The organism is Devosia aurantiaca, from assembly GCF_011058215.1.
GTDB lineage: Bacteria > Pseudomonadota > Alphaproteobacteria > Rhizobiales > Devosiaceae > Devosia > Devosia aurantiaca.
On record NZ_JAALFG010000003.1, the window covers coordinates 375,429 to 388,333 of the forward strand.

Here is a 12,905-nt window from a genome sequence, read left to right on the forward strand (position 1 = left end):
TCGCGGACCCTGAATGTTTTCAGCTCACGACGATCCTAAATCCGTTACCGCGCCAGAAGCCATCCGGTTCGAGGCTACCGCGATAAGAGCAGCAGGCCTTGAGGCTCGTGCTGGAGAAGCATCCGCCTCGTAGCACGCGGCGGATGGCCGGCCCGGCGTCAAGGTCTTCGCGGCCATCATCGGCATAGGGGTAGGCAAAGTGGGGCGTCGCCATGTCGTCGCCCCAAAGCGTCGTCGTCCATTCCCAAACCTGTCCCGCCATGTCGAGGCAGCCATAGGGGGACTGGCCCGCAGGAAAAAGACCCACGGCACAAGGCGCGTTAAAGCCGCTTTCCTCCGAGTTGGCGGCATCACTGTTCCAGCTTAGCCCCCAGGGATAAACGATTGCGTCCCCACCGTCGCCCTGATCCCCGCGCGACGCGCGCTCCCATTCAGGCTCCGTTGGCAGCCGCACTGCCTCGTCCGCGCCGATGCGGCTCTCTGCCCGCCACTGGATGGTCAGCCAGTCGCAATAGGCGCGAGCATCATGCCAGGTTAGGTCCGTCGCCGGCACGTTTCGCCGCTGCGAATTATCCGCGTCAGGCGACACCCATTGCCGGCCCGTGGCAGCGATGAAGCGCGCGTAAAGCCCATTGGTGACGGGGTAGCGGCCGATGCGGAAAGCGTCGACCTCGGCCTCGTGCACCGGCATTGAGTTGGGGTGGCTCTTCGACCCCATGGTAAAGCGCCCGCCCGGAACGGCACACATCGCCTCGAGGTCGCGTGGATCACCGGCCACGGAGAGCACCTTTGCTGCGCGATCGCGGTCCATCGGGGCGAGCCGTCCCGCCTCGACCATCGCCCTGAGCCGCGCCAAAATCGAACGATCGTCCGGCAGAACGTCCGATATCAGCAAGGCGCCCCGCAACGCAGCGTCGCTCTCCCCATCTATCAGCAGGGGCGCCAGCGTGTGCGCTCGCTCCGGCTGGCGTTTGAGCAGGCTGGTAACGCTCGGTCCCCATCGCGTCGCATCATCAAGAAAAAGCGCAGCTACGGCTTGATCGTCGACCGCAGTCAAATAGCTCCCCGCAAGTAGCCCATCCACGGCCCGATTGTCCGACGCGCCATTCCGCAGCGCTTCGAAACCTTGCTGTGCCCGCTCTGGCTGCTGCCGCAGGACGACGTCGATCATCCGCTCGCCGCTGTCCGCCGCCTCGCTCAAAGTCAGCGCCAGGGCAAAAGGGCAAAGTTGCCCGCAGCGTCCCCAAGCGCAGCCGGCGAAGCAATCTCTGCTTCCGCCAAAAAATCCGCCCGTTCAGCCGCATCAAGCGGCATCAGGCTATGGACGGCGATATCGGACGGCAGCCTCCAGCCTTTGACCACCGCGCCATCGCCCAACAGCACCACCGGCCGCTCGCCGATCTCCTCCAGCAACTTCGGCAGGGCTGCCGCATCGATCCGGTCCAGCCCATCGAGCACCAGCGCGCCCATGCCTGGCAGATTCAGCCCTTTTGCCAAATCGACGTAATGCGCCTTCGTCTCGGCGGCGAGAGCCTTGGCAAACACGGTCTTGCCGGCACCGCGCTCGCCCAAAAGCAAGAGCCGCGGGAACATCGCCACGGCTTCGCGCGCGGTAAAATACACGGGAGGCTCTGGGGCCGCCTGCGGTTCGCGAAACGAGCGCAGCCCCTTGGCGGCCTTGTCTTCGTGGGTAAAATTCACCCGCAGCGTCAAACGGGGCGCGATCATTGAAAAAGCTTGGCGACGTCGGGATTGTGGAAGCGCTGGATTTCGATGGCGTAGCCTGCCGGGTCCTCGAAAAAAAAGTGCTCGCAATAATTGCCGCGCAGCATTTCGGAAAGGTTGGCGACACCCGCCGCCTTCATCTTGGCATGCCAGCCTTCGACATCTTGCGCCACGATGGTCAGCAGCACCGCGCTTTTTCCTGATGCTTGAGGTGACCGCGATTGCCGTCGACGATGCCGAAATAGCTGTTCGGCGCGATGCGGTAGATGCGCGCCAGTCCTTGGTCGAGCACCAGCTCGAAGCCCAGGACGGTCTCGTAGAAATCCGTCACCGCATGGATGTCGGGGTAATAGAAAAAGGTGATCGAATAGTCTTTGGTCATGTCGCTGCTCATTGGATCGTCAGGATCCCCTTGTGATCGATGCCCAGCCCGCCGATATCGGCCCGGGCTGCAAAGATATCGGTGGGGTGAAAGAGGTAGAGCCAGGGCGGGTTCTGGTTGAGCCGCCGCAGCGTCGCGCCGTAGGCCGCTTCCCGGTCATCATCGGCCACCGCACGATTGGCGGCCTGGATCAGGCTGTCGGTCTCCGCGTCCTCGAAGCCCTGCCACCAGACGGCCTTGTTGCGGGCCGAGATCTTGTCGTCTAGCACGCGGAAAGTGCTTTGCGGCGAGGAGTCGAAAATGGCCATGTCGCCCATTTCCTTGCGCCCCACCTGACGCGCATAGTCGGGCCGATCCGTCACTGTTTCGATAGTGACCGACAGCCCCACTGCTTCAAGCGAAGCGGCCACGAAGTTGCTGATCTGCGGCGCCCGCTCGGGCATATAAAGCGGCGTGCGTAAGGTAATGGCGTTCGGACCGCCTGCTATGTCGAGCAGGCGCTTCGCGGCATCCGGGTCATAGGCAATCGGCGCAATCGGCTCCGACATGCCCAGGTGAAATGGGCTGACGACCGTCGACGCTTCCGCGCCGAAACCCTGAAAAATCTCGTCAATCAGCCGCTTTTTATCTACCGCATAATTTACCGCCAGCCGCGCTCCGGCCGAGCGGAACAGCCCCACGCTGCAGTTGAGGTAATACATGACCGACAGCGTGTTTACCGCCTGGCCCCACTGGAATTGCGGATCAAAGTCCACCGCCGCGTGCATGCGCTCGAGATTGAGCGCCGCGTCGACCTCACCAGTTCGCAGCAGCGCGTATCGCTCTTCAGCAGCGGGCACGCAGCGCACGGCAATCACGCGCCCGACCTCAACCGGCTCAAGCCGTGCCGACTGCCCCGCCGCAAACTCCGCCACTAGATAAGGCCCGGTGCCCAGCACCGCCTGTCCGGCCTCGTTCTGCCGGCAGATGAAGAATTCCGAAAAGATGTCGAGGATGTCCGCGAGGGGCTCGGGATTATCGACGAGCACGGTGTCCGCGCTCGGCGCGCTAATTCTTGCGGCGGCCAGATAGCGAGAATAGCTCCACTTCATGCCGAACATGTCGACCGAGTTCAAAATTCCATCGATAAAGGCGAGCACGTGCTCGGCCGTGCACGCGACTCCATCATGAAACATCGCGCCCGGCCGGATGGTGAAGTGCCACTGCCGCCCATCCGCGCTGTGCGACCATTCTGAAAACAGCGCCGGCGCCACGCGTCCTCCGGGCCGCCAACGGAGCAGCGGTTCGAATGCCAGCGTCTTGAGCGTCAGGATCGACGTGTCGTCCGTCACCCGGTTGGCCGGCAGGAAGTCGAGCTTTTCGAGAGCGATGGTCAGCATCAATCGATCTCGTTGCGCCGGCGCGGATTGAACCAGTCAGCAAGGCTGTCGCCGATGAGATTGAAGCAGAGCACTGTAAGCAGGATCGCCATGCCCGGGGACAGCGCGACCCAAGGGCTTTCGCGCATATATTGCAGGTTCGCCGAAACGTCGGCGCCCCATTCCGCCAGTGGCGGCTGCGCACCAAGGCCAAGGAAACCAAGGCTGGCCGTCTGGAGGATAGCGCTGCCAAAGCTCAGCGAGGCCTGTACCAGAAGCGGCCCCAGCCCGTTCGCAAACACATAGCGCCAAAGAATGCGCCGTGTCGGCAGGCCCAGCGATACCGCCGCCTCGACATAGGGTTTGACCGAAATAGCCAGCGCCTGGCTGCGCGCCACGCGGGCAAATTGCGGCGCCAGCGTGATGGCTACGGCCAGCATCGCATTGTTGAGGCTCGGCCCGAAGGCTGCCGCCAGCGCAATGGCCAGCACCAGCGCCGGAAACGACAGCATGGCGTCCACCACGCGCATGATGATCATGTCGATGGCGCCACCGACAAAGCCCGCCAGCGTGCCGAACAAGACGCCGACGGCAAAGGCGATGCTGACCACGCCGATGCCGATGGCGAGAGTATAGCGTCCGCCATGCAGCACGCGCGTCATCACATCGCGGCCAAGGCTGTCGGTCCCCAGCCAATGCGCCCAGCTCGGACCCTGAAGCTTGTTGAGCACATCGAGCTTGGTCGGCCCGTAGGGGCTGATCATCGGCCCGAAGATCACGGCGAGGATGACTGCCAGCAACACCAGGCCGCCGACGGTCGCGAGGCTGTTCTTGCGTAGGAAAAGGATCAAAGCCGTCATTTCATCCTCTTGCGCACGCGGGGGTCGAGCACGCCATAGAGGAGATCGACCAGGACGGACGTCAGCATGAACAGCAGCGAGAAGACGAGGGTCGTGCCCTGGATCACCGGATAGTCGCGGTTCTTGATCGCCTCGAACATGAAGCGGCCAATACCCGGCCAGGCGAAGATCGTCTCGGTCAGGATCGCCCCGCCCAGCATTTCCGCAAATTTGAGCCCGATAACGGTGATCGCCGGCAGAAGGGAATTGCGCAGCCCATGCTCCAGCACGACTTGGGATCGGGTGAGACCCTTGGCGCGAGCGGTGCGAATGAAGTCTTCCGACATCACTTCAAGCATGGTGTTGCGAACGAAGCGCCCCAGCGTTGCCGCGAGGAACGCTGCCAGCACGGCGGTCGGCAAAATCAGGTACTGGACCGCGCTCCACACGACGTCCCACTGTCCCGTAATAATGCCGTCAATGATGGCAAAGCCGGTGATCGGCTGCATGATGATATAGGGGCTGAGGCGCCCCGAAACCGGCAGCCAGCCGAGATAGGTGGCAAAGATCAGCTGCAGGATGAGCGCCAGCAAAAAGGCCGGCATGGAGACGCCGACGAGCGAAAAGACGCGAGTGAAGTGGTCGAAGAGCGAGTTCGGCCGCGTCGCCGAAAGCACCCCGATCGGCACGCCGAAAACGATCGCGACGAGGGTCGCGCAGATCGCCAGCTCCAGCGTTGCCGGCAAGCGCAGCATGATTTCCTGCAATACCGGTGCACCGCTCTTGAGCGAGGTGCCCATGTCGCCCTGCAACAGGCCGAGCACGTAATTGAAAAACTGAAGGTAGAACGGCTCGTCGAGGCGCATCTGCGCACGCAGTGCAGCAATCTGCGCATCGGTGGCGCCGGGGCCGAGCAGCGTCACGGCCGGATCCCCGGGTATCAGGCGGACAAGCGAAAAAACGATCACGAGGACCAGGATCAGGACCGGGATGAGCGCCACCAGGCGGCGCACCAGAAAACTCGCCATGTCCAGGTCTCCGTCTGACGAAAATCTGCCGCGGCGCTGAGGGACAAGCACCGCGGCAGGTCGAGCAGGGTCAGCCTACTCTTTGGAAACGCCCCAGTATTCATTAAGCGGAGGCGCGGTGTTGATCACGAGGCCTTTGACATTGGCGCGGGTGAAAACGATCAGCTTGGGGCTGAAAAGGTAGGCGCCCGGAACCTTGGCCGCGATCTTTTCCTGGATGTCGAAGTAGAGCTGCTTGCGCTCGTCCTGGTCGACAGTCTGCTGCGCCTGGAGGATCAGCGCGTCGAGTTCAGCGTCTTCGGGCATGCGGAAGGTCATGGCCGTGTCGGCAAGGCTCGAAAGGTAGCCAATGGTGATATGCGCATCGGGGTCGTTGTGCCAGGGCTGGCGGCCATCGAGCGCCACATCGAACTCGCCGGCGGTCTGGAGCGCGCGGTAGGCCGGGAATTCGGTCTGGGCGATGGTGGCATTGATGCCGATATCGGCAAGGTTGGCCTGGACGAAGGTTGCAACCGCACCCCAAAGCGGACCCTGGAAGCTATAAAGCGTTAGGTCGAGGCTCGACGGATCGACGCCGGCTTCTGCAAGCAGCGCCTTGGCCAGTTCCGGATCGTAGGTCGGGGCCAGTTCTTCCATCTTGGGATTGAACGCCCAACTATTGCTGGTCAGCGGGCCATAGACGCGCTCGGCCGTGCCGCCGAATACGCCCTGCAGCAGGCCGTCATAGTCGATGGCATGGACGATGGCTTCGCGCACCTTGATGTCGGCGACCGGGCTATCGGGGTTGTTGTTGTTGAATTCGAGTTGGCGGATGATCTGGCTCGGCGCTTCAAGGATGGTCACGTCCGGATTGGACTCGAGCGCTGCCACGTCCTCGGCAGCAATGGCCGAAAGCTGGCCCTGCTGCTGCACCACGTCGACGCCACCGTTTTCGAGCTCTAGGCGGCGGGTCGAAGCATCGGGAATGACGCGGTAGATGATGCGTTCGAGCTGCGGCGCACCGCGGAAGTAATCGGGGTTGGCATCGAGCACAATATTGGTATCAGCCTGGTAGCTCGCAAACTTGAAGGGACCGGTGCCCACGGGGTGGGTGGCAAAGCCTTCGTCGCCATATTCATCGACGGCTGCCGGGCTGACGATAGCGGCCTGCGGCTGCGCCAGGATCGACAGGAACGCCGGGTAGGGTTCGCTCAGCGTGATCTTGACTTCGGTAGGCGACACGATGGCGATCTCGGAGATCAGGCCGAACGTAGCTTCCACATAGGTGTTGATGGCCTTGGTGCGCTCCAGCGAGAACTTGACCGCTTCGGCATCGAGGTCGGTGCCGTCGTGGAACTTGATGCCTTCACGCAGTTTGAAGTCGAAGACCGTGCCGTCGTCGGAAACCGTCCAGTTGTCCACCAGGCGGCCTTCGAGCTGGGTGAAGTCCGGCGCGGTCCAAGCGACCAGCGTATCGAAAACGTTGAGAATGACTTCGCTGCCGACCGGCTCCGCCTTGTTGGCGCCTGGCTCAAGGCCCACAGCATCGGACGGCACAGCAACGATCAGCGTCTTGGTCGGGTCTGTGCTCTGACCATAGGCGGTGCTGAGCATCAGCGGCAGGGCGATAGCTGCGCCTGCCAGGAGGTTGCGTAACTTCATCGGTGACCCCTTCGCGGTCTGAACAATGACGCCAGCTGTCATATCTCGGCTGGTATACTACGAAATATCCTACGTATTTTTGACTGTAAAGCTGCGCTGCTTCGATTTTGGTACAGGCATTAGGTCTGCACAAAAATTGTGCGGTGTGACCATCAACCTACGCAACAGCGTGGCGAAGAAGGCAGGGAGCACGAAACATTTCGTCGCCCCGCCTTGCTGTGCCAGCTGATTTTTCCTCAGCTTGGCAATCCGCCTCGTGCGACAGGCCGTGACGGCTCGTTGGCCCATTGCGACCAAGAGCCGACATAGAGCGCGGCCTCTACCCCTATCGTTGCAAGCGCGAGAACTGTGTGAGCCGCCGACATCCCGGCACCGCAATAGGCGCCGACCGGCTTGCTGCCATCGGCGCCAACGGCTTCATAAATGCCCGTGAGGGCATCCTGATCGGCGAAGGTGCCATAATCCGTCAAATTATCATGCGCCGGCGTGCTGATGGCGCCGGGAATATGTCCTCGGGCCGGAACGCCATCGGGCGTTAATCCGCCGACATAATTGGGTTTGATCCTCGCGTCGAGCAGGACACCACTCCGCGCTAAAGCAGCAGCACCGTCCACATCCAGTTGAGGCATGTGTCCTGGCGTCAGCACGATCTCGCTGCGCTTGGGAGTTGAGACATCCGTCACGACAGGCAGCTCTTCACGTAACCAGGCCGGCATGCCGCCGTCGAGTACGCGGACATCTGGATGGCCGGCCCAGCGCAGCACCCACCAGGCCCGCGCCGCCACCATGCTGCGATCGCTGTCATAAACAACGATCGTCGCCTCCGGACGAAGTCCCCATGTCCTAGCCTTCTCTTGTAAGACGCCGATGTCGGGCAGGGGACGGGCACCACCTTTGGGCGATGATGGCGACTGGAAGTCCTCATAGGCTTCCGTGTCAATCGCGCCTGCGATGCGCCGGTCACGAATAGAGTCGGCGCCCGTATAGGGATTGTGCGACTGCACCGCGAGCAGGATAAGGTCGTGCCCCGCGTCCATCATCGCCTTGAGCTCGGTAGGCGTCAGCAGAACCCGGCTGCGGATGGGGTCGATCACGGCACGTCTCCAGCATTCATTGGAATATCACGTAGCATATTACGTTGACTTCTGTCATGCCGGGCGTTGTGATGAACTGCTCCCTCAAAGGATATCCCCGTGCCAATCCTTTCCGTCCAGCATCTGACCACCCAGCTGCGCCGCGCCGGCCAATGGAACACTGTCGTCAATGATGTGAGCTTCGATATCGACGCCAATGAGACGGTGGCCGTGGTCGGAGAGTCTGGCTCGGGCAAGAGCGTAACCGCACTCTCCATCATGGGTCTTTTGCCCGAGCGGGTCAGCAAAATCACCGGCCGCGTCCTGCTCGATGGTGAGGATCTGCTCCGCTTTGACGAAAAGCGCATGCAGTCCCTGCGCGGCAACAAGATCGGCATGATCTTCCAGGAGCCGATGACGAGCCTCAATCCGGTGCTGACGGTCGGCCGCCAGATCGCCGAAACGCTGATCCGCCATCGTGGCCTCAGTCGCCGCGATGCCAAAACGCAGACCATCCAGCTGCTCGACCGGGTGCGCATCCCCGCCGCATCACGCCGCTACGACGAATTTCCGCACCAGCTTTCCGGGGCATGCTGCAGCGCGTCATGATCGCCATGGCGCTCGCCTGCCGCCCGCGCCTCCTTATCGCCGACGAACCGACGACCGCGCTAGACGTCACCATCCAGGCCCAAATTCTCGATCTCATCAAGGAACTGCAGCGCGAAGAAAATATGGGTGTGCTCTTCATCACCCACGACATGGGCGTGGTCGCCGAAATTGCTGACCGCACCGTGGTGATGTTCCGATCCCGCGCCCTCGAAAGTGGCCCAACCGAAGACATCTTCGCCCATTCCGAGGAAAACTACACCCGCGCCCTCCTCGCCGCCGTTCCCCAGCTCGGCTCCATGGCCGGCATCGACCATCCCACCCAGTTTTCGATCGTCGATGTGGCCACGGGCGCAACCACCCCGGCCCGCGAAAGCGGCGACACCATCCAGCCCGGCAAGCCGGTGCTTGAGGTCAAGAATCTCACCACGCGCTAGATCCGCTCCGGCCTCTTCGGCAAGGTCATGGGCCGCGTCCATGCCGTCGAAAATGTGAGCTTCTCGCTGCAGCCGGGCGAAACCCTGGCCTTGGTCGGCGAGTCAGGTTGCGGCAAATCCACGACCGGCCGCTCCGTCCTTCGCCTTATCGACGCCACCAGCGGCACCATCGAAGTGGCGGGCGAAGACGTTCGCACCCTGTCCAAGCGTGCGCTCGACGCCAAGCGCCGCACCATGCAGATGATCTTTCAGGACCCCTTTTCGAGCCTTAACCCGCGCATGCGCATCGGCGACGCCATTGCCGAGCCGCTCCTCAGCCACGGCATCGAAACACCGGCGATGGCTCGCCATCGCGTCGTCGAGCTACTCGACCGCGTCGGCCTCAGCGCTGACATGGCGCAGCGCTTCCCGCATGAATTTTCCGGCGGCCAGCGCCAGCGCGTCGCCATTGCCCGCGCTTTGGCGCTCAAGCCCAACCTCATCGTTGCCGACGAGGCGGTGTCTGCCCTCGATGTTTCGGTCAAGGCGCAGGTGGTCAATTTGATGCTCGAGCTGCAGGAACGGCTGAAGCTCGCCTATCTGTTCATCTCCCACGACATGGCGGTGGTGGAGCGCGTCAGCCACCGCGTTGCCGTCATGTATCTGGGGAAATCGTCGAGATCGGTCCGCGCGCCCAGATTTTTGGCAATCCGCAGCACCCCTATACCAAAAAGCTCCTCGCCGCCGTGCCAATCGCCGACCCAAAGCGGCGACACATCAGGCGCGTCGTCGACAATGACGAAATCCGCAGTCCCGTGCGTGCCGCCGACTACGTCCCGCCGGTCCGGCAATACCGCGAGCCAACGCCCGGCCATATGGTCCAGGTCCCCGGCGACGAATGGGCCGCCTGAGCTAGAACGAAATTCCACTCTGGGCGGTGTCGAGCAGGGCATGCAGCAGACCCTGCCGTGTGTTCTCGTTGTGCTCGACCATTGCCGCGCGCGCCGCCTCTGGATCGCGCTGCCGGAGCACCTGGACGATCCGATGGTGATCGTTCGTGGTCTCCGGATTCACGTCACGCACCTGCGCGCCCATATAGAAAAACCGGCCGCATTCTTCGAGATGGCTGACCACAAGACTCAAAAGCCGCGGATTGCGTGTCGCCCGGGCAATTGCGGTGTGGAAGTCCTCATTGGCCCGCACAAAACTCTGCGTGCTGACATTTTCCCCGCGCACATAGCTCGCATCCGCCAGCGCATCGAGCTGTTCAAGTTCTTTTTCCGTGAGGTTAACCGAGGCCAGCGCACCCGCCGTGCCTTCCAGCATGGCACGAACGGCGAACAGGTCGTTCATGTCTTTGACCGTCACCGTGGTCACCCGATAGCCGCGGCGCGGAAAGGCCTCCACCAGGCGCTCTACCCCGAGCCGCCCTAGCGCCTCGCGCACTGGCGTCTTGCTCATCGCCAGATCGTCGGCCAGTTCCAGCTCGCTCATCTCGCTGCCTGGCGGCAACTGCCCGGTAATGATGCGTTGGCGCAGCTGCTGATAGGCCTGGTCGGTCAACGAGGTCTTGATTTTGCTCGACAGGTCCATGGATCCCCGGATCAAACGTAAGGGCGACGCCCACGGCTATGCCTCAACATAGGGCAGCATGCCAAGATTGACTATCTAAGTCGCACACACCCTTTTCCTGTCCAAGTCTCTAGTATATTACGTGGAATATTCCAATGTGGGGTGCGCTGTGCCGTCGATTCTCGTCATCAATCCCAATAGTTCGCCCACTGTCACGCGGTCGATGGACGGGTGCCTGGGAATTGTGCGGGCACGTACCGAATACGACGTCACCTGCATCGAACTGCCCAAATCGCCCCCTGGCATCGAGACCGATGAGCACGTGGCGATGGTCATCCCCAACATCATCGAAAAGATCGGCGAAACTAGCGCCGATGCCTATGTCCTCGCCTGCTTTTCCGATCCAGGCATCGCCCAGGTTCGCGCGGCAACCGACAAGCCCGTAACCGGCATCGCCGAATCTGCCTACCTCGCCGCCCTGGGCCTCGGTCAGCGCTTCGGCATCGTTTCGCTGGGGCCATCCTCCATCCTCCGTCATAAGCGTTATCTGGACGCCTTGAGCCTCCCCGGCCGCCTGGCGGGCGACCGCTCCATTGACATGACTATCCCCCAGCTCATGGCCAATGACGTGGTCGAAACCGTGGTGCGCACCGGCACAAAACTGCGCGACGAAGACGGCGCCGATGTCGTCATCCTCGGTTGCGCTGGGCTCGGCTCCTATCGCGCCGCGCTTGAGGATGCACTGGGCCTGCCGGTCGTCGATCCCGTCCAGGCCGGCGTGGCGCTTGCCGTCATTAATCTTGATCTCCACTATCGCACAAAGGCGCGCTGACCTATGGACCAGCTGATCCGCGGCACCATCGTCACCCCAACAGGGCCGATCGAAAACGGCTGGCTCGCCATCAAAGGAGACAAGATCGCCGCCATCGGTGAGGGCGAAGCGCCTGCTGCCGCCGTCACCCACGAAGCCGGCGAAGCCTATGTCATTCCTGGCATCATCGATGGGCAGACCCATGCCGGCAGCTATGGCGGCCTCCCGGGCATTGCCTCGACGACGCGCTCCGCCGTTGCTGGTGGCATCACCACCATCGTCGACATGCCATATGACAATCCGAACCCGCTCAACACCATGGAGCGGCTCGAGGAAAAGAAGGCGGCGATCGCTGCGCACGCCCATGCCAATGTGGCGCTCTATGGCACGGTGATGCCGGGCCAGGACATGAGCGCCGTGCAGCCGCTGATCGATGCCGGCGTCGTCGCCTTCAAGATTTCAGGCTTTGAGTCTAGCCCGACCCGGTTTCCTCGCATCGCCGCCGATCAAGTGCTCGATCTTTTCGAAGCGCTTGCGCCGACCGCCGTGCCGCTGGGCATCCATAACGAAGACCAGGAAATCGTCCGCGCCCGCATCGTCCGCGCCAAAGCCGCGGGGCAAAACGGCATCGAAGCCCATTCATCCAGCCGCCCACTGGCCGCCGAGCAGGCCTCGACAGCCCATTTCCTCGAGCTTGGCGCGCTCTCGGGCGCCCATGCCCATATCGTCCACCTGACCTCGGCTCGCGGCTTCCATCTTGTCGAAAACTATCGCCGTGATGGCTTCCGGTCGACCGGCGAGCTTTGCGTGCACTACCTCTGGTTCGATCCTTCGGTCGATAATGCGCTGGGCGCCCGCATGAAGGTCAATCCGCCCATCCGCCCTGGCCAGATCGAGGCGCTCTGGGCCGACGTGGTGGCGGGCCGAGTAGCTTTTGTGAGCTCGGACCATTCGAGCTGGCCCATTGACAACAAGTTCACGCCCTCCATTTTTGACGCCGGGGCAGGGGTGCCGGGTCTCGAAACCCTGCTGCCAGCCTTCTATACCGGCGCCCTGCAGCGCCAGCTCGATGCCTTGCGCCTCACAGTGGAGCAACTTGCGGAACGCCCAGCCAAGTTCTTTGGCCTCTGGCCAGAAAAAGGCGTGCTGCAGCCCGGCGCGGATGCCGATATCGCCATCCTGTCGCGCGAGCCCCAAGTCTGGGACGAGGCGAAGGCCCATGACGAGCTCAACTGGAGCCCCTTCCACGGCCGGCGCTTCGAATGCAGCGTCAAGCGCACCTATGTCGGCGGCAAGCTGGCCTGGGATGGGCAGGCGATCGTCAACCAGCCGGGCGACGGCAAATATGCGCCGCGCCTCTCCTCCCATTGGTTTCAGCACTAGGATCCGCCAATGCCGTTAATCACGACCGAGACGAAGGGTGTCTTCGTCATCGCCGTCACCCCTTCACCGAC

General features: G+C 62.5%; 12 protein-coding genes and 1 pseudogene. 3 read left to right on the forward strand and 10 right to left on the reverse strand.

The genetic code is table 11. The features are described from left to right. Positions 1-19: 19 nt before the first annotated feature. The 9 genes from G5575_RS15155 to G5575_RS15190 all read right to left on the reverse strand — a co-directional run bounded on the left by G5575_RS15155 (position 20) and on the right by G5575_RS15190 (position 8,067). A complete protein-coding gene (locus G5575_RS15155; RefSeq protein WP_164535059.1) occupies positions 20-1,201 on the reverse strand; it encodes a formylglycine-generating enzyme family protein in 1,182 nt (393 codons plus the stop codon). A 2-nt stretch (positions 1,202-1,203) separates the two neighbouring features. Beyond that, positions 1,204-1,713, reverse strand: coding sequence for a P-loop NTPase family protein (locus tag G5575_RS15160; RefSeq protein WP_164535060.1), 510 nt, complete (start codon positions 1,711-1,713; stop codon positions 1,204-1,206). A gap of 11 nt (positions 1,714-1,724) precedes the next feature. Continuing rightward, complete coding sequence (locus G5575_RS19540; RefSeq protein WP_207633174.1) at positions 1,725-1,913, reverse strand: VOC family protein; 189 nt, start codon at positions 1,911-1,913, stop codon at positions 1,725-1,727. Further along, positions 1,904-2,107, reverse strand: coding sequence for a VOC family protein (locus G5575_RS19545; protein WP_207633175.1), 204 nt, complete (start codon positions 2,105-2,107; stop codon positions 1,904-1,906). The genes G5575_RS19540 and G5575_RS19545 overlap by 10 nt, the downstream gene beginning before the upstream one ends. 8 nt (positions 2,108-2,115) lie before the next feature. Beyond that, a complete protein-coding gene (locus G5575_RS15170; RefSeq protein ID WP_207633176.1) occupies positions 2,116-3,486 on the reverse strand; it encodes an ABC transporter substrate-binding protein in 1,371 nt (456 codons plus the stop codon). Further along, positions 3,486-4,325, reverse strand: a complete 840-nt coding sequence (locus tag G5575_RS15175; protein ID WP_164535062.1) for an ABC transporter permease — start codon at positions 4,323-4,325, stop codon at positions 3,486-3,488. The genes G5575_RS15170 and G5575_RS15175 overlap by 1 nt, the downstream gene beginning before the upstream one ends. Beyond that, entirely contained in the window at positions 4,322-5,332 is a 1,011-nt protein-coding gene (locus G5575_RS15180; protein WP_164535063.1) for an ABC transporter permease, read from the reverse strand. Before G5575_RS15180 ends, G5575_RS15175 begins: the two co-directional genes overlap by 4 nt. A gap of 75 nt (positions 5,333-5,407) precedes the next feature. Beyond that, positions 5,408-6,973: an ABC transporter substrate-binding protein gene (locus G5575_RS15185; protein ID WP_164535064.1), complete on the reverse strand. Its 1,566-nt coding sequence runs from the start codon at positions 6,971-6,973 to the stop codon at positions 5,408-5,410. Between the two features lie 236 nt (positions 6,974-7,209). Further along, a complete protein-coding gene (locus G5575_RS15190) occupies positions 7,210-8,067 on the reverse strand; it encodes a sulfurtransferase (protein ID WP_164535065.1) in 858 nt (285 codons plus the stop codon). Between the two features lie 93 nt (positions 8,068-8,160). On the opposite strand from G5575_RS15190, the pseudogene G5575_RS15200 reads away from it, so the two are divergent. Further along, a pseudogene (locus G5575_RS15200) lies at positions 8,161-9,979 on the forward strand (ABC transporter ATP-binding protein). 1 nt (position 9,980) lies between these two features. On the opposite strand, the gene G5575_RS15205 reads toward G5575_RS15200, so the two are convergent. After that, positions 9,981-10,661 (reverse strand): GntR family transcriptional regulator, encoded by a 681-nt coding sequence (locus tag G5575_RS15205; RefSeq protein WP_164535067.1) that lies wholly within the window; start codon positions 10,659-10,661, stop codon positions 9,981-9,983. 148 nt (positions 10,662-10,809) lie between these two features. On the opposite strand from G5575_RS15205, the gene G5575_RS15210 reads away from it, so the two are divergent. Then, positions 10,810-11,472 carry an aspartate/glutamate racemase family protein gene (locus G5575_RS15210; RefSeq protein WP_164535068.1) on the forward strand — a complete coding sequence of 221 codons (663 nt, stop codon included), beginning with the start codon at positions 10,810-10,812 and terminating at the stop codon, positions 11,470-11,472. A 3-nt stretch (positions 11,473-11,475) separates the two neighbouring features. Then, on the forward strand, positions 11,476-12,834 hold the full coding sequence (locus G5575_RS15215) for a dihydroorotase (RefSeq protein WP_164535069.1): 1,359 nt from the start codon (positions 11,476-11,478) through the stop codon (positions 12,832-12,834). Positions 12,835-12,905 lie beyond the last annotated feature (71 nt).